The sequence below is a fragment of the Kocuria gwangalliensis genome, from assembly GCF_039544365.1.
Taxonomy (GTDB): Bacteria; Actinomycetota; Actinomycetes; order Actinomycetales; family Micrococcaceae; genus Kocuria; species Kocuria gwangalliensis.
On the sequence record NZ_BAABLN010000035.1, the window covers coordinates 25,656 to 42,028 of the forward strand.

Sequence of the window (16,373 nt, forward strand, 5' to 3'; positions counted from 1 at the left end):
GACACGACGCCGCCCGGTCGCCTTTGCGGGAAAGGCGACCGGGCGGCGCGGTCAAACGGGTTGTTAGCCCACCAGCTCGCGAGCGGCGGTGTCCGCCACGGAGGGCTTGTCCGCGAACGCGCCGCGGTACTGGGCCGCGGGGTGGCTGTCCATGACCCGGGGCTGGCCGGCGCCGTAGAGGGACTCGCGCAGGGTGGAGCCCTCGTACTCGGTGCGGTAGCGACCGCGCTTCTGCAACTCGGGAACCACGTACTCCACGAAGTCCTCGAAGGAGCCGGGGCTCACGTGGTAGGCCAGGTTGATGCCGTCCAGGCCACCCTCGTCAACCCATTCCTCGAGCTGATCGGCCACGGATTCCGGCGAACCGACGATCACGTCACCCATGCCACCCAGGGCGCAGTGCTTGGCGATCTCCTCGCGGGTCCACTTCTTGTCCTTGGACTGCAACGTGAACGGGGTCAGGAAGGACTGGATGGAGTCGGTCTTGACGTAGTTGAGGGCCTCGTCCTCGTCGAACTGGCTGAGGTCCACGCCGGACCAGCCGCCGATGATCGCCTGAGATGCCTCCAGGTCCACGTAGGAGAGGTACTCCCGGTACTTCTCCTGGGCCTCCTCCTCGGTCTCGGCCACGACCACCGAGAGCATCGCGTAGATCTTGATGTCGTCGCGGTGGCGGCCCTGGGCCTCGGCCTGCTCCCGGATCTTGTCCGTGACGAACCGAGTGAGGTCCGGACGCAGACCGCCCACGAACACGGCCTCCGCGTGACGACCCGCGAACGCCTGACCGCGCGATGACGCACCGGCCTGGAAGATCAGCGGGGTGCGCTGCGCGGACGGCTCGGTGAGCGCGGCACCCGGGACGGTGAAGTACTTGCCCTGGTGCTGGATCGGGTGCACCTTTTGGGGATCGGCATAGATACCGGCCTCGCGGTCCTCGACCACGGCGCCGTCCTCCCAGGAACCTTCCCAGAGTTTGTAGCAGACGTCGAGGAACTCTTCGGCGATCTCGTAGCGGGTATCGTGCTCGATCTGGCGCGGCAGACCCTGATTCTCCGCCGCGGAGGGCAGGTAGGAGGTCACCACGTTGAAGCCCACGCGACCCTTGGTCAGGTGGTCCAGGGTCGCGTACTTGCGGGCCAGTGTGTAGGGCTGCTCGTAGGTCACCGCACTCGTCACGCCGAAGCCCAGGTGCTCGGTCACGGCCGCCATCGCGGAGATCTGCATGAACGGGTCGTTCACGGGAACCTGCGCGCCGTCCGTCACGGAGGGCGCGGCGGAGTTCTTGTAGATGTCGTAGATGCCCACCACATCGGCCAGGAAGAGCGCGTCGAACTTGCCCTTCTCCAGCGTCTTGGCCAGGTTGGTCCAGTACTCAATGGTGTTGTACTCGGTGGCCTTGGACCGCGGGTGACGCCACAGGCCGAAGCTCTGGTGGTCCACGCAGGTCATGTCAAAGGCGTTGACGGAGATCCGCTTCTTGGTCATGGGTGCCCCTTCGGGTTGAACGCGACCCGCGCCCCGTGCGCCACCTACGGCGGCCTACTCTGCGGGTCCAGCGCGTTTGTGTGGCGCCGTACTTGCCGCATGCGGTGTGTCATGCGGCCCGATCCTCACCTGGGGCACCCCGCTACGGGAGAGGGTTGCCGTCCGACAAGCCAGGGCTGTGCGTCGGAACTCATGATCGTTCTGGGCTCCACTGTACCGTTTCCGCACCGACCCGTGAAACATAAGGATCGAGCGGATGCGCGGTGAGACGATGGTTGTATGAGTGATCGCCACGTCAACGATCCGGACCTGATTCGCGAGCTACTCACCACCCCGGGGCGGTGGGCCGTTGTGGGGTTGTCCAGTAACCGCACCCGGCCGGCCTATGCGGTGTCCCGGCGGATCCGTGAGGAGTTCGGGCAGGAAATCATCCCCGTGAACCTTGCCGGGGAATCCGTGCACGGCGAGACCGGTTATCGCTCACTCAAGGAGATTCCGGGCCACGTGGACGTGGTCGACTGTTTCGTGAACTCCCGGCGCGTGGGAGACGTGGTGGATCAGGCCATCGAGATCGGCGCCGGTGCGGTGTGGTTGCAGCTGGGCGTGTCCGATCAGACCGCCGCGGCGCGGGCCAAGGCCGCCGGGGTGAAGGTGGTCATGAACACCTGCCCGCTGATCGAGGCCCCGCGGGTTCTGTAGTCCCGACTCGATTTGCGGCGGCGGCCTCCCGGGACGTTGAATGGAACGGTTCCCATCCGGAGCGGCCGAGAGACCTGGCTCGTTGACGTCGCAGCAACCGGTACCCGTGCGATACAAGGTGCTAATGCCAGGAGACGATGGAGTTGATCGAGATTACTTCCTACTCAGACCCTCATTCCCCCACGCCCAATCCCGCGCTGATCTCGGATGATGCCCGCGAGGAGTTCTGGGCCGAGCAGGCGACCCGGCTGGACTGGGCCGAACCGTGGCACACGACCCACCGCTTCGCCAAGCCGCAGAAGATCGGCGCGGACGAGGACGGCAACGACATCCTCTCCGTCCCCGAGATTGCCTGGTTCGAGGGCGGCAAACTCAACGTCTCCTACAACTGCGTGGATCGCCATGTTGAGGCAGGCCGCGGCCATCACGTGGCCCTGTACTTCGAGGGTGAACCCGGTGACCGCCTGGTCTACACCTACGCGGACCTGCAGCGCGAGGTCTCCAAGGCCGCCAACGCCCTGCTGAAACTCGGTGTGGAAAAGGGTGACCGCGTGGTCATCTACCTCCCGGTGATTCCCGAGACCGTCATCATCACGCTCGCGTGCGCTCGGATCGGCGCAATTCACTCGCTCGTGTTCGGAGGCTTCTCCGCCGAGGCCCTCAGGTTCCGTGTGGAGGACACCGGCGCCAAGGTGTTGGTGACCACGGACGGGCAGAACCGGCGCGGCGTCGTGGTCCCCGTGAAGACCAACGCGGACCAGGCCTGCAGCGGCACGAACGATATCGAGCACGTGATCGTGGTGCGCCGCACCTCCCGGCCCGGTCGCATGGATCTGCCGCGCGGCACCCGCGGGCTGCGCTCCAAGGAAGAGGACACCGTGCCGTGGACGCGCGGGCGCGACGTGTGGTGGCACGAGCTGACCGCGGATGTTCCGGACGTGCATGTGCCCGAGGCCTTCGACGCCGAGACGCCCCTGTTCATCATTTACACCTCCGGCACCACGGGGAAGCCCAAGGGCCTGGTCCACACGACGGGCGGGTACCTGGTGCAGACCGCGTACACGCACGCCCTGATGTTCGATCTGCTCCCGGACGTGCCCGATGCCCACGGTGTGCTGCGCCCGGACGAACTCTCCGCCGTCAACGATCCCGCCAAAGTCGATTCAACCGTTCACTGGTGCACCGCGGACCTCGCGTGGGTCACCGCGCACACCTACGAGATCTACGGCCCGCTGGTCAACGGCGTGTCCGAGGTGATTTACGAGGGCACGCCCAACACTCCGGATTACGGTCGTCACTTCGAGGTCATCGAACGCTACGGGGTGACCAATTACTACACCGCGCCCACGCTGATCCGCTCGCTCATGGGTGCCTTTCCCAAGGGTCTGCCGCAGGTCTACAACCTCTCGTCCATTCGTCTGCTCGGATCGGTGGGCGAGTCCATCAACCCCGAGGCGTGGCGCTGGCTGCGAGCGCAGGTGGGCCGCGACGAGGTCCCGTTCGTGGACACGTGGTGGCAGTCCGAAACCGGCTCGTGCGTGGCCTCCCCGCGCCCGCATGATCCGCAATTCGCCCCTCCCGGCACGTTCGACGACGCCGCTGCGCACACCTCCCTGAAGCCCGGAAGTGCTACGCGCGCCGTCCCGGGAATCTCGGTGCGTGTGCTCGACGAGTCCGGTGAGGAAGTGGGCCCCAACCTGCAGGGCTATGCCGTGATCGACAAGACCGGTCCGTCCATGGCCCGCACGGTGTGGGGCGATCCGCAGCGCTACCTGTCCTCGTACTGGGCGGCCTACGGTGAGCGCGGCTGGTTCCTGGCCGGGGACGGCGCTCGCACCGATGACGAGGGTGACCTGTACATCCTGGGCCGCGTGGACGATGTGATCAACGTGTCCGGGCACAGACTGTCGACCATTGAGATCGAGTCCGCCCTGGTGACCCACCCGCACGTGGTGGAGGCTGGCGCGACCCCCATTCGCGACGCGGTGACGGGGCACGCCGTGCTGGCCTACGTGGTGCTCACGGCACAGGCGCAGTCACTGTCCGCGGATGAGGTCCGGGAAGAGCTGCGCGCTCATGTGGCGCAGGAGATCGGCCCCATCGCGAAACCCCGCGAGGTCATCGCCGTCCCGGACCTCCCGAAGACCCGTTCGGGGAAGATCACCCGTCGCCTGTTGACCCAGCTGTACGAGGGTCAGAGCCTGGGCGACCGCTCCTCGTTGCAGAACGAGGAAGCACTGGACGCGATCGCGGAGGTCCTGGCCGCGCGCGGTTGACCGCCGCATATGAGGGGTCATCAGAACCTTGTTCGGCATCTCAGGGGCCGCTAGAGCCATTGCCAGTTCGGATGAGGGTTCTCCCGGCTCCTGAGATGTATTCGTTGGTTCCGGTGCCACCTCAAGTTTCTCGGGTCAGTGTTACGGGAAAGTTGAAGATCCGCGGATAACGCGTCAGCACTGCGCATCCGATCGTCAGCAGACTCAACAGCACGAGGATGATGGCAGCTTCTCGGAGCGACCCTTCACGAGTCACGTCGCCGGTGAAGTCGTGATGGGTTCGTCCCCGTGAGAATCCCGGGCCCGAACGCGAGTCCCGTCCTGCGGTGCGCTGCAGGAACCAGAAATCCGCGCCATGCGTTACGGCGTGGGACGTTCGTTACTTCCCGGGGCACTGAAACTGATACTTCCGAGCAGACCTCCTAGGATGATCCAGTGATGAATCCCGCCGCTCAACCCCCGACGGACACTGCCGACCCCGCTCCCAAGCCCAGCGCGTGGGAAGTGATGTTCAAGGACGCCACCAATTCCGAGCTCAAACTCGCGATGGCCGCGTCCGGAACCGTCCTGAGCCTGTTCACCGCGGGGCACATGGCCGGGAACATGCAGGTTTACCGGGGCCGGAAGTACTACAACGAGTACGCGGAGTTCATTCGCACGGTCGGTGCGCCCGTACTGCCGCGCAATGGCGTGTTGTGGGTGGTCCGCGTGGGACTGCTCGCGAGCGCCACGAGTCACATCATGGCCGGCACCGAGCTCACACTGCGTGCCATGCGCGCCGAGCGTCACACGGTCCAGGGCACGATTCGGGACCTCAAGCGCCAGCTCACGGGCAAGCAGCGTAGGCGCCCTCGCGGCCGACGTCGCTCGGTCCCCCAGATCATTGCCCGCTCCATGCGGTCCACGGGCGTGGTGCTCGGCCTGTTCACCGTCTACCACGTGGCGGATCTGACGGTGGGAGCCCGCCCGGCGGCGTCGTCGAAGCATCGCCACGGGGATGCCTACGGCAACCTGGTGGCCAGTTTGTCCCGACCGGGCGTTGCCTTCTTCTACGCCGCGTCCATGGCAGCGTTGGCGGGCCACATGATCCACGGCATGCGCACGGCCGCCATGGATGCGGGTTTCACGACCACCGCGCAGCGCGCGCAAACCGTGGAAGTGGCAGCCAAGGTCGTGGGCGCCGTCGTCGCCCTGGGTAATGTCACGATCCCCGTGGCCGTGCAAGCGAAGGTGGTGCGCTGATGCTGTTGACCATTCATGTGTGGCGGCAGGCCACCGCAGAGGATGACGGCGAGTTCGTGGCCGTGAGCCCGGTCGAGGCGCGCGAGGACATGAGCATTCTGGACCTGCTCGACGCCGTCAATGAAACCCTCATCCGCCAAGGAGATGACCCCGTCAGCTTCGACGACGGCTGCCGCGAAGGCATCTGCGGCAAATGCGGAGTGACCGTGGACGGCGTGCCCCACGGCCCGGACAAGAACCAGGCCTCGTGCACCCAGTCGCTGCGGGCCTACCGCGATGGGGACGAGATCTTCATCGAACCCATGCGCGCGGGCTCGTTCCCGGTCAAGAAGGATTTGTCCGTGGACAAGAAGGCCCTGCGGCGGGTGGCCAAAGAGGCCAAGTTCCCGGTCGCGCTCAAGGCCCTGGGCAACGCCGGCTGCATCAGCTGCGGCGCGTGCGTGGCCGCGTGCCCCAACGGTTCCGGCCAGTTGTACGTGGGCACGCTGCTCAAGGAACTTCCGCCGCTGGCCAAGACGCCGGAGGAACGCAACGAACGCTCGAGCAAGGTCCTCGACGCCGCCGAGCACGAGTTCGGCCCCTGCTCCCTGCTGGGCGACTGCACGGAGGTCTGCCCCGCAGGCCTCCCGCTCGAGAACCTCACCGCCGTGGCGCGGGAGAACCTGCGCCGGATGAACCCGGAGAAGTACTCCTAATCAGCGCTGCCGCGCGGGAGGTGCCGTGCGGCGTCGTCGGCGGTCAGTGAGCACTCCGACGACCGTGAGCACGACGCCCACCACGAGTGTGGACAGCGCAAACAGCATGATGAATGCCGCGCCGATATTCGGGCCCGTCCCTTCGACGAAGGTCGCACGGCTCAACCATTCCGTGGCCACGAGCGCGACCACCCCTACGGCAGTCACGATCAAACCGACCTTGATCACGGACTCCATAGCGCCCCCTCACGGGCTGGTTACCTATACCCTCCTCCACTCGTACCTGGTTGCCCAGCAGCAACGCGCCGTGCGGCGTCGTCGGCGGCGGCCCCGGTTTGTGAACGCCGCCGCCCACGCGACACAATGGACTCACCATCCCGAGCGGCCGAGAGACCTGGATCGACGACGCCGCAGCAACCCGCAGTGATCGGCCTACTGCACGGTGCTACCGCCAGGACCGATGGAGTGCTGCGCGGGCCCGGGCAGTGTTCGGACGGGAGCTGTACGCGGCCGACAAGGAGGACCCCTATGGCCGAGCACCAGTTCGGTTTCCGCACCCGTGCGCTGCACGCGGGCGGCACCCCGGACGCCGAACACGGCGCCCGTTCCGTCCCGATCTACCAGACCAGTTCGTTCGTCTTCAAGGACGCCGACGACGCCGCCAACCTCTTCGCGCTGCAGAAGTACGGCAACATTTACTCGCGCATCGGCAACCCCACCGTGGCGGCGTTGGAGGAGCGCATTGCGTCCCTCGAGGGTGGTATTGGTGCGGTGGCGACGTCCTCCGGGATGGCCGCGGAATTCATCACCTTTGCCGCGCTGTGCGGACAGGGCGATCACGTGGTCGCCTCCTCCCAGCTCTACGGCGGCACGGTCACGCAGTTGGACGTGACCCTGCGGCGCTTCGGGGTGGAAACCACTTTTGTTCCCGGCACCGATCCGGCCGATTACAAGGCGGCGATCACCGAGAACACCAAGGCCGTCTACACCGAGCTCGTGGCCAACCCGTCCGGTGAGATCGCCGATCTGGAAGGACTGGCGGAGGTCGCCCACGAGGCGGGCTTGCCACTGATCGTGGATGCCACGCTCAACACCCCGTACCTGTGCCGACCGTTCGAGCACGGCGCGGACATCGTGATCCACTCGATCACCAAGTTCCTGGGCGGCCACGGCAACACCCTGGGCGGTGTGGTGGTCGAGTCCGGCCGTTTCAACTGGGGCAACGGCAGGTTCCCCGCCATGACCGAACCGGTCCCCTCGTACAACAACGTGACGTGGTGGGGAAACTTTGGCGAGTACGGGTTCCTGACCAAGCTGCGCTCCGAGCAGCTGCGTGACATCGGCCCGTCCCTGACTCCGCAGGCCGCGTGGAACCTCCTGCAGGGCGTGGAAACCCTCCCCCAGCGCATGGACGCACACGTGGCGAACGCGCAAGAAGTCGTGCAGTGGTTGGCCACCGATCCCCGCATCGCGTACGTGAACCACGCGGGCCTTGAAGACCACCCGCACCACGAGCGCGCCCAGAAGTACCTGCCCCAGGGCATCGGTTCCGTGTTCGCCTTCGGTGTCGCATCGACCGAGCAGCTCAGCGGACGCGACGTGGGAGGCCGCTTCATCGAGAACCTGCAGCTGGCCTCGCACCTGGCCAACATCGGTGACGCCCGCACCCTGGTGCTGCACCCGGCCTCCACCACCCACCAGCAGCTCAGTTCCGAGCAGCTGGAATCCGGCGGCGTGAAGGAAGACCTAATCCGGATTTCCGTGGGTCTCGAGGACCCCGCGGACATCCTGTGGGATCTGGACCAGGCGTTGACCGCCGCGACCGGGATCAGCCGCGAGGGCGACGTCGTCACCGCACCCGCCGCTGTCCGGGACGAGGCAGCGAAGAACACACTTGAGCAGGACAACAGCGCGGCGGCCTGCGCGCTGCCCGGCACCGAAGGAGAACAGGTATGAGCACCGAACGCACCTGGGTGGGCCCCAGCGCCCCCGAGCGGTTGAACATCCTGCGCAACACCGAGTCGATCGCGATCGTGGGCATGTCCAACAAGCCCGCGCGGGCGAGCTATTTCGTGGCCACGTACCTGATGTCGTCGTCCCCGTATCGCGTGTACTTCGTGAACCCGGTGCTGGACGAGGTGCTGGGCCAGAAGGTCTACCCGTCATTGGCGGATCTGCCCGAGGTTCCGGACATGGTGGACGCGTTCCGTAAAGATGCGGACCTGCCCGGTGTGGCACAGGAGGCGGTGGACCTCGGCGCCAAGACCGTGTGGATGCAGCTGGGCTCGTGGAGTGAGGAAGCCGCGGCGATTGCCGAGAACGCCGGACTCAACGCCGTGATGGACCGCTGCGTGAAGATCGAACACGCGCGTTTCCACGGCGGCCTGCACCTGGCCGGTTTCAACACCGGGGTGATTTCCTCCAAACGTCAGGTGGTTGCCTGACAGGTACCGGCTGAGCGACCCTTTGATCCCGTTTTACTGCAGAGTAGCCATGGTTACTGTGCAGTAAGGCGGGATCAAATGGTTTTAGGGCTGGGGACCGCTCTCAGCCCAGCCGCAGCACCACGGCCGCGCGTTTCCAGCCCTGGGACTCGCGGGCCGGGACCTCGTCCTCGGGGACCACGGTGTACAGGCGTTCGGTGTCGGCCAGGAAAGCCTCGTTGGCTATGGCCGAGACCAGCGGGTCCAGCACCTCGGCGGGATCGCGCTCGGTGGACGCATCCGCGAACAGCGGTCCCATGTACGCGACCTCGTCCTGCACGGACAGGGTGGAGTGCGCAACCGGTTTGCCCCATTCGTCCACCTCGAACCGCGTGACATCACCCATGGGCGCGTCGAACATTCCGGCTTCACCGGGGAAACCCAGCCCACGGTCCAGCTCCTGCACCGCACCGGTCAGCAAGACGTCCTGGGAAAGAACATCCTTCCCCTGGGTATTCACGGCACCGCGGGCCATCACGGCCTGATCCTCCGCGCAGACCAACACCAGTCCGTCCTCGGAGGGGACCGTGCCGTCCCACGCGACCACGTTCTGCGGGGCTACCTCCGCGCCGCGCACCGCATCCCAACCGGCCGCCCAGTCCTTCAGGTCGGCTTCCCACTGCTGTGCCATGTGGCTCTCCCTTCGTCAAAAAGTTTCGCACCGAGTATCTCACTCTGGACCGGCATAGCGGATCGCTTCCGACGAGCGGTCCTTCTATCCTGGGGAGGTTCTGTGGTTCACACCATGTGTCCCCTACCTTTGAGGAGCTATTTCGCGTGAATGCCAGAAAAACATTACAAGTCACTCTGGCTTTTGTCGGACTCCTGGTCGGGGCGGGTTTCGCGACCGGTCAAGAAGTTGTGCAGTACTTCATTTCCTTCGGCACGTGGGGAATTGCCGGGGCCGTGGTCTCTGGGATTCTCATGATTGCCGCCGGAGCGGTGATCATCCAGATCGGCAGTTACTTCCTGGCCGAGGAGCACCGCGCCGTCTTCCACTCGGTCTCCCACCCGGTGGTCTCCAAGTTCTTGGACATCAGCGTGACCCTCACACTGTTCGCCATGGGTTTTGTGATGCTCGCCGGTGCCGGTTCCACGCTGGAGCAGCAATTCGGCCTGCCCTCCTGGATCGGTTCGGCCATCATGATGGGCATTGTGATGTTGACGGGTCTGTTGAACGTCAACAAGGTCACCAACATCATTTCCGCGGTTACCCCGCTGATCTTCGTGGCCGTGATCGTGGCCTTCATCTACACCATGCTGCAGCTGCCCGTGGACCTGGGCGCCATGAGTGATCTCGCAGTCCAGGCGGACTCCCCGGTGTCGCCATGGTGGCTGTCCGCCATCAACTACACGTGCATGGCCCTGATGTTGGGCGTCTCCATGAGCCTGGTGATCGGCGGTAACACCCCCGACCCCCGCGTGGCCGGTTGGGGCGGTGTCCTAGGCGGCGTGGTCTACACGATCCTTCTGGTCATGAACGCCGTGGCTCTGCTGGTCAACTACGAGTCGGTCGAAGGCTCGGACATCCCCATGCTCATGTTGTTCGAGACCATGCACCCCATGGCCGCGCTCGGCATGGTGTTCGTGACGTTCGTGATGATTTACAACACCTGCATCAGCATGTTCTACGCGCTCGGCCGCCGCATCACCGTGAACCATCGCAAGCGCTACGTCCCGGTGTTCCTGGGAATCTGCGTGGCCGGATATCTGGTGAGCCTCATCGGCTTCGGCACGCTCATGAGCTACGTGTACCCCGCGATCGGTTACGTGGGCACGGTCATGGTGGTCGTCATGCTGGTCTGGTGGTTCCGCAGCCGACCGGATATCGCGAGCGAGGAAAGCCGCCGCGACCGCATGCGCGCACTTTTGACCATGAAGGAATCCGACGACAAGGACTTCCCCGAAGGTCACGAAAAGCGACTTCAGGACGCCGCCGAGAAATCGATGGCGGATGGCGAGGCCATCACCGGAGCCATCGACGCCGAGGTCATCCGCAGCCTCAGCAAGAAAACCGGCAAGCACAGTGGCACCCACGCGACCCAGGCTCCGGTTTCCGATCCGAGGGACTCCCGCTGACCCGCGCGACGGCTCGTACCGAAAAGCTCCCCGCCACACAGTGGCGGGGAGCTTTTACAGGGTGAGCGAGCGGCGTCGTCGTCCTGGCCGCGGGCGATCCACGACGACGCCGCTGCGGGGCTAGCCGCGCTTGGCCGCCTTTTCCTCCGCCTGCACGATCCAGTGCTCGCGAGTGGTCACGAAGTCCGTGCCGTCCCACGCACCCAAACCGGACAGGCCCGGAATGTCACCGGAGTGGAACACGGGCTCCACTCCGGCCTTGCGCTGGTCCGTGTAGTTACGAAGGACCTTGGCTGCGACACCCGCCAAACCGACCAGTGCAATCAGGTTGATGGTGGCCATGAATGCCATGAACAGATCCGCGAGCGACCACACGAGGTCCAGCGCCGCGATGGCACCCAAGAACACGCAAACCAGCACCAGGAAGCGGTAACCGGTCATGACCGCGCGAGAACCGGTCATGAAACGGATGTTGGACTCGCCGTAGTAGTAGTTGCCGATCACGGAGGACCACGCTAAGAGGAAGATCGCGACGGTCAAGAAGTGAATGGCCCAGTCGCCCAGTTGCGCGCCCAGGGCGGTCTGGGTGAGCGAAGCACCCTGGCGTTCGTCGCCGAAGGTCGGGTTGGAGAGCAGGATGATGAAGGCCGTCACCGAGCACACGATCATGGTGTCGAAATAAACGCCCAGGGACTGCACGAAGCCCTGCTTGGCCGGGTGGGACACGGACGAGGTGGCACCGGCGTTGGGAGCGGAACCCATACCCGCCTCGTTGGAGAACAGGCCGCGCTTCATCCCCTGAATGATCACACCGATCAGGCTGCCGGTCACGAACTCACGAATACCGAAGGCGCCCTCCACGATCATGAGGAACATGGCGGGGACCTCGGTGATGTTCAGCGCCACGACCATCAGACCCAGGATCAAATACAGGATGGCCATCACGGGCACCACGATCTGGGTCACGCTGGAGATCGACCGAATACCGCCGAAGATCACGGCGGCGGTGATGACCACCAGCGCCAGGCCGATCACGATGCGGATCCACATGTTCTGGCTGTCGGCCATGTCCAGGTTCAGGGAACCGCTGACGGCGTCCACGATCGAGTTGGACTGCACCGAGTTGAAAACAAAGCCGTAGGTGATGGTGATCGTGACCGCGAAAATCAAGCCCATCCAGCGCTTCTTGAGGCCGCGCTCCATGTAAAAGGCCGGACCGCCCACATAGCCGTCCCGCGCCTTGATCTTGTAGAGCTGGCCCAGCAGGGACTCCGTAAATGCGCTGGCCGCGCCGATGGCCGCAATGGTCCACATCCAGAAGACGGCGCCCGGGCCGCCCAGGCTGATGGCAATGGCGACGCCGGCAATGTTTCCGGTTCCCACGCGGGCGGCCGCGGAGACGGTGAACGCGCGGAAGGACGAGATGCCCTTCTTACCGTCCTCGGCGTCACCGGGCGGGTCGGTGAGGACTCGGAACATCTCGGGAAGGCCGCGTAGCTGGATCACCCCGGTGCGAATGGTCAGATAGAGACCCACACCAATGAGAATGGCGAACACGACATACCAGACGTACTCTCCCGCCGTTGCGACAAGTTCTGTTAATGCATCCATGCGACTACCCGGGCCTCTCCCTCAAGACGGCCCCGCTCACCCCTGCCTGGATCGGACGGGACCGGGTACCTAGCGTGTGCTGTTGCACTGATCTAGGTCACAGTAGCCGAAACTGCAGCCGGGATGTGAGTACGGCTCAGCCTTTTGGCTTATGGGTCTAGTTGTTGTTGTCCCGCTCGGAGTGTGGATTCGGAACCTGGTGAAGTGAAGCCGTTGAGGTGGTGGAACCGGCACCGGTCGAGTTCTCCCGACCAACCCGGAAGACGCTGACCACGGGGCGCTTCGCGAGCACGGGGAACGCCCCGGTGAACCCCTCTCGCTCCGCGGCGATCGCGCGAACCCTGCCCCGAACCATGATCCAACCGATCATCAGGATGGGGATGAGCAGCAGGGAGGATCCCAGGGTCAAAGTACCCACGGGGTAGTCCACGGCCATGAGCACCATCACACCCGCCAGGAACGCAAGGGTCAGCCAATTGGTGAAGGGCGCCAGCGGAGCCCGGTAGGTGGGCCGGTTGTAGAACCCCTGTCGTGCCATGGAGACGTACTTCTTGTGGGACAAGGTGATGGCGGCCCAGCCCGCCATGGTTCCCAGAGCGGCAAGGTTCAACACGATCTCGAACGCCTGCTCGGGAACCACGAAGTTCAGACCCACGCCCAGCACGGCCACACCGGCGGTCATCAGAATGCCCCCGAACGGGACACCGGAATTCGTGAGCTTGCCGGCGAACTTGGGTGCGGAACCCGCCTGTGCCATGGAGTGCATGATGCGACCGGTGGAGTACAGGCCGGCGTTCAGCGAGGACAGCGCCGCGGTGATCACCACGAGCTGCATGATGGGTCCGGCCGCACCCACCCCGATGGACGAGAAGAACGTGACGAACGGGCTCTCGGTAGCACTGTAGGCGGTATAGGGAAGCAGCAAACACAGCAGCAGCACCGAGCCCACGTAGAACACGGCAATGCGCAGGATCACGGTGTTGATGGCCCGCGGGATGACCTTTTCCGCGTTGCGGGTCTCTCCGGAGGTGGTGCCCACCAACTCGATGCCGGCGTACGCGAAGACCACGCCCTGCACCACGATCAACGCGGGGAGAATACCGGCCGGCAGCAGACCGCCGTTGTCCTGGATCAGGGAGAAACCCACCTCGGAACCGGTGGGTGTACCGAAGATGACGAAGAAGACTCCGACGATCAGGAAGATCACGAGGGCCAATACCTTGATGAGTGAGAACCAGAACTCCAGCTCACCGAACACCTTGACCGACACCATGTTGAGTGAGACCACAAGGATCACCACGATCAATGCCAGGATCCACTGTGGGAAATCCGCCAGGAATTGGCTGTACTGCCCGAACCACTTGATGTAAATGGCGATAGCCGTGGCATCCGCCACCGCGGTCATGGCCCAGTTCAACCAGTACAACCACCCGGACACGTACGCGGCCTTCTCGCCGTAGAACTCACGCGAATACGAGACGAACGAACCGGATGAGGGGCGGTGCACCACGAGCTCGCCGAGCGAGCGGAGGATCAGATAGCCGAAGAAACCACAGATCGCGTACAAAATGAACAACGATGGCCCGGCCTGTTCCAATCGGCCACCGGCACCCAGGAACAGGCCGGTTCCAATGGCGCTGCCGATCGCGATCATTTGCAGCTGGCGCGCACCCAGTCCTTGATGGAAGCCGGCGGTTTCATCATTGAACCGCTCTTTGAGGATCTGGCGTTCTTCGGCCGCACCAATGTGCGGGCCCTGCTCTGCCATCCAAGTGTCCTTTCGCGGGAGGCCCGTACCTCTTTGCGTTCCTGACAGCTGAGCTTATGACCAGTGTCCTTGTCTGAAGCGCACCCGCCGCGTGAAAAGGTGCGTATGACAAGAAGATGACCCCGTTGCGTAACGGGGTCATCTTCTTCGTCTGATGAGGGGTTCAGCTACTGGAACGCTTCACCTAGTCCTCCACCACGCGCACGGCGCCCTTGTCCGCAGAACTCACCATGGAGGCGTAGGCCCGCAGCGCCTTGGACACTTTGCGCTCACGGGGCTTGGTGGGCTTCCAGGGCGCGGAGCCCTTGACCTCACGGCGGCGCGCGAGTTCGGCATCGTCCACGTTGACCCGCAGCACGCGGTGCTCCACGTCGATCTCGATCTCATCACCGTGCTCGATCAGACCCACGGCCCCGCCGGCTGCGGCCTCGGGTGAGATGTGACCGATCGACAACCCGGACGTACCGCCGGAGAAGCGGCCGTCCGTGATGAGCGCGCACTTCTTGCCCAGGCCCAGACCCTTGAGGTAGCTGGTCGGGTACAGCATTTCCTGCATGCCCGGTCCGCCCTTGGGGCCCTCGTACGCAATCACCACGATGTCCCCTTCCTTCACGTTCTTGGAGAGGATCTCGTGCACGGCCTCGTCCTGGGATTCCACCACGTAGGCGTTGCCCCTGAAATGAAACAGTTCGGGGTCGATGCCGGCGGTCTTGATCACGGCGCCGTCCTCGGCGATGTTGCCGAACAGCACGCACAGACCACCCTCGATGGTGTACGCGTTGTCGATATCCCGGATGCAGCCCCCGGCTGCGTCCAGATCGTGATCCTCGTACTCGTTGGCCTGCGAGAACGCCTGGGTGGTGCGCACGCCACCGGGTGCGGCCAGGAAGAACTCCTTGGCCTCGTTCGAGGCCTTGCCGGAGCGGATGTCCCACTCGTCCAACCATTCGCCCATGGTCTGGGCGTGCACGGTGTGGACGTCCTCGTCCAGCAGACCACCGCGACGCAACTCACCCAGGATGGCGGGGATACCGCCGGCGCGGTGTACATGCTCGATGTGGAATTCGGTGGAGTTCGGTGCCACCTTGGCCAGGCACGGAACCTTGCGGGACAAGGCGTCGATGTCCGAGAGGTTGAAGTCCACCTCGGCCTCCTGGGCCGCGGCCAGGATGTGCAGCACGGTGTTGGTGGAGCCCCCCATGGCCACGTCCAGTGCCATAGCGTTGCTGAACGCCGCCTTGGTCGCGATGTTGCGGGGCAGCACGGACTCGTCGTCCTGCTCGTAGTAGCGCTTAGCGGATTCGACCACGCGGCGGCCGGCCTCGAGGAACAGTCGCTTGCGGTTGATGTGGGTGGCCAGCGTGGTGCCGTTACCGGGCAGAGACAACCCCAGTGCCTCGGTCAAGCAGTTCATGGAGTTGGCGGTGAACATACCGGAACACGAGCCACACGTGGGACACGCGTTCTCCTCGATCTGGGCCAACTGGGCGTCCGTGATGGACTCGTCCACGGCCAGGGCCATGGCGTCCACCAGGTCCACGCGGTGCTCCACCACACCCTCGACGCCCTCACCGGATTCCATGGGGCCGCCGGAGACGAACACCACCGGGATGTTCAGGCGCAGGGCGGCCATCAGCATGCCGGGGGTGATCTTGTCACAGTTGGAGATGCACACCAAGGCGTCCGCGCAGTGCGCATTGACCATGTATTCCACGGAGTCCGCGATGATGTCGCGGGAGGGAAGGGAGTAGAGCATGCCATCGTGACCCATGGCAATACCGTCGTCCACGGCGATCGTGTTGAATTCCTTGGCCACACCGCCGGCCTCATACACGGCAGAGGCCACGAGCTCGCCCATGTTCTTGAGGTGCACGTGACCCGGGACGAACTGGGTGAAGGAGTTGGCGATCGCGATGATCGGCTTACCGAAGTCCTCACTTCCCATACCGGTGGCCCGCCAGAGGGCGCGCGCTCCCGCCATGTTTCGGCCGGTGGTTGATGTTGCTGATCGCAGCTGCGGCACAGTGACTCCTTC

Annotated in this window: 13 protein-coding genes and 3 riboswitches; of the genes, 7 read left to right on the forward strand and 6 right to left on the reverse strand. The window is 64.6% G+C overall.

The genetic code is table 11. The features are described 5' to 3' along the window. Positions 1–63 precede the first annotated feature (63 nt). Positions 64–1,485 (reverse strand): LLM class flavin-dependent oxidoreductase, encoded by a 1,422-nt coding sequence (locus ABEA06_RS12715; protein WP_312396238.1) that lies wholly within the window; start codon positions 1,483–1,485, stop codon positions 64–66. Positions 1,486–1,568: 83 nt separating this feature from the next. Then, positions 1,569–1,683: riboswitch (SAM riboswitch) on the reverse strand. An 81-nt stretch (positions 1,684–1,764) separates the two neighbouring features. Between ABEA06_RS12715 and ABEA06_RS12720 the strand changes: the two genes are divergently transcribed. From ABEA06_RS12720 to ABEA06_RS12735, 4 genes are all read left to right on the forward strand, one after another. Beyond that, entirely contained in the window at positions 1,765–2,184 is a 420-nt protein-coding gene (locus ABEA06_RS12720; protein ID WP_303383592.1) for a CoA-binding protein, read from the forward strand. 49 nt (positions 2,185–2,233) lie between these two features. After that, positions 2,234–2,328: riboswitch (SAM riboswitch) on the forward strand. Further along, on the forward strand, positions 2,322–4,460 hold the full coding sequence (locus tag ABEA06_RS12725; protein WP_425559535.1) for an AMP-binding protein: 2,139 nt from the start codon (positions 2,322–2,324) through the stop codon (positions 4,458–4,460). (Overlaps the previous riboswitch by 7 nt.) A gap of 438 nt (positions 4,461–4,898) precedes the next feature. After that, positions 4,899–5,702: a succinate dehydrogenase cytochrome b subunit gene (locus ABEA06_RS12730; RefSeq protein WP_345311819.1), complete on the forward strand. Its 804-nt coding sequence runs from the start codon at positions 4,899–4,901 to the stop codon at positions 5,700–5,702. Continuing rightward, positions 5,702–6,397: a 2Fe-2S iron-sulfur cluster-binding protein gene (locus tag ABEA06_RS12735; RefSeq protein ID WP_312396233.1), complete on the forward strand. Its 696-nt coding sequence runs from the start codon at positions 5,702–5,704 to the stop codon at positions 6,395–6,397. The genes ABEA06_RS12730 and ABEA06_RS12735 overlap by 1 nt, the downstream gene beginning before the upstream one ends. Here the strand turns inward: ABEA06_RS12735 and ABEA06_RS12740 are convergent, their stop codons facing one another. Continuing rightward, positions 6,398–6,634 (reverse strand): hypothetical protein, encoded by a 237-nt coding sequence (locus ABEA06_RS12740; RefSeq protein WP_345311713.1) that lies wholly within the window; start codon positions 6,632–6,634, stop codon positions 6,398–6,400. It lies immediately after the preceding gene. Positions 6,635–6,766: 132 nt separating this feature from the next. Continuing rightward, positions 6,767–6,864: riboswitch (SAM riboswitch) on the forward strand. A 61-nt stretch (positions 6,865–6,925) separates the two neighbouring features. Between ABEA06_RS12740 and ABEA06_RS12745 the strand changes: the two genes are divergently transcribed. After that, a complete protein-coding gene (locus ABEA06_RS12745) occupies positions 6,926–8,353 on the forward strand; it encodes an O-acetylhomoserine aminocarboxypropyltransferase/cysteine synthase family protein (protein ID WP_345311714.1) in 1,428 nt (475 codons plus the stop codon). After that, positions 8,350–8,841 (forward strand): CoA-binding protein, encoded by a 492-nt coding sequence (locus ABEA06_RS12750; protein ID WP_345311715.1) that lies wholly within the window; start codon positions 8,350–8,352, stop codon positions 8,839–8,841. The genes ABEA06_RS12745 and ABEA06_RS12750 overlap by 4 nt, the downstream gene beginning before the upstream one ends. Before the next feature lie 103 nt (positions 8,842–8,944). Here ABEA06_RS12750 and ABEA06_RS12755 read toward each other — a convergent pair whose 3' ends face one another. Next, a complete protein-coding gene (locus ABEA06_RS12755; RefSeq protein WP_345311716.1) occupies positions 8,945–9,511 on the reverse strand; it encodes a hypothetical protein in 567 nt (188 codons plus the stop codon). A gap of 146 nt (positions 9,512–9,657) precedes the next feature. Between ABEA06_RS12755 and ABEA06_RS12760 the strand changes: the two genes are divergently transcribed. Next, positions 9,658–10,959 carry a YkvI family membrane protein gene (locus tag ABEA06_RS12760; protein WP_345311717.1) on the forward strand — a complete coding sequence of 434 codons (1,302 nt, stop codon included), beginning with the start codon at positions 9,658–9,660 and terminating at the stop codon, positions 10,957–10,959. A 120-nt stretch (positions 10,960–11,079) separates the two neighbouring features. Here ABEA06_RS12760 and ABEA06_RS12765 read toward each other — a convergent pair whose 3' ends face one another. From ABEA06_RS12765 to ilvD, 3 genes are all read right to left on the reverse strand, one after another. Beyond that, a complete protein-coding gene (locus tag ABEA06_RS12765; protein ID WP_345311718.1) occupies positions 11,080–12,570 on the reverse strand; it encodes an alanine/glycine:cation symporter family protein in 1,491 nt (496 codons plus the stop codon). Positions 12,571–12,727: 157 nt separating this feature from the next. Next, entirely contained in the window at positions 12,728–14,338 is a 1,611-nt protein-coding gene (locus tag ABEA06_RS12770) for an amino acid permease (protein ID WP_345311719.1), read from the reverse strand. A 184-nt stretch (positions 14,339–14,522) separates the two neighbouring features. Further along, on the reverse strand, positions 14,523–16,361 hold the full coding sequence (gene ilvD / locus ABEA06_RS12775; RefSeq protein ID WP_345311720.1) for a dihydroxy-acid dehydratase: 1,839 nt from the start codon (positions 16,359–16,361) through the stop codon (positions 14,523–14,525). Positions 16,362–16,373: the final 12 nt, after the last annotated feature.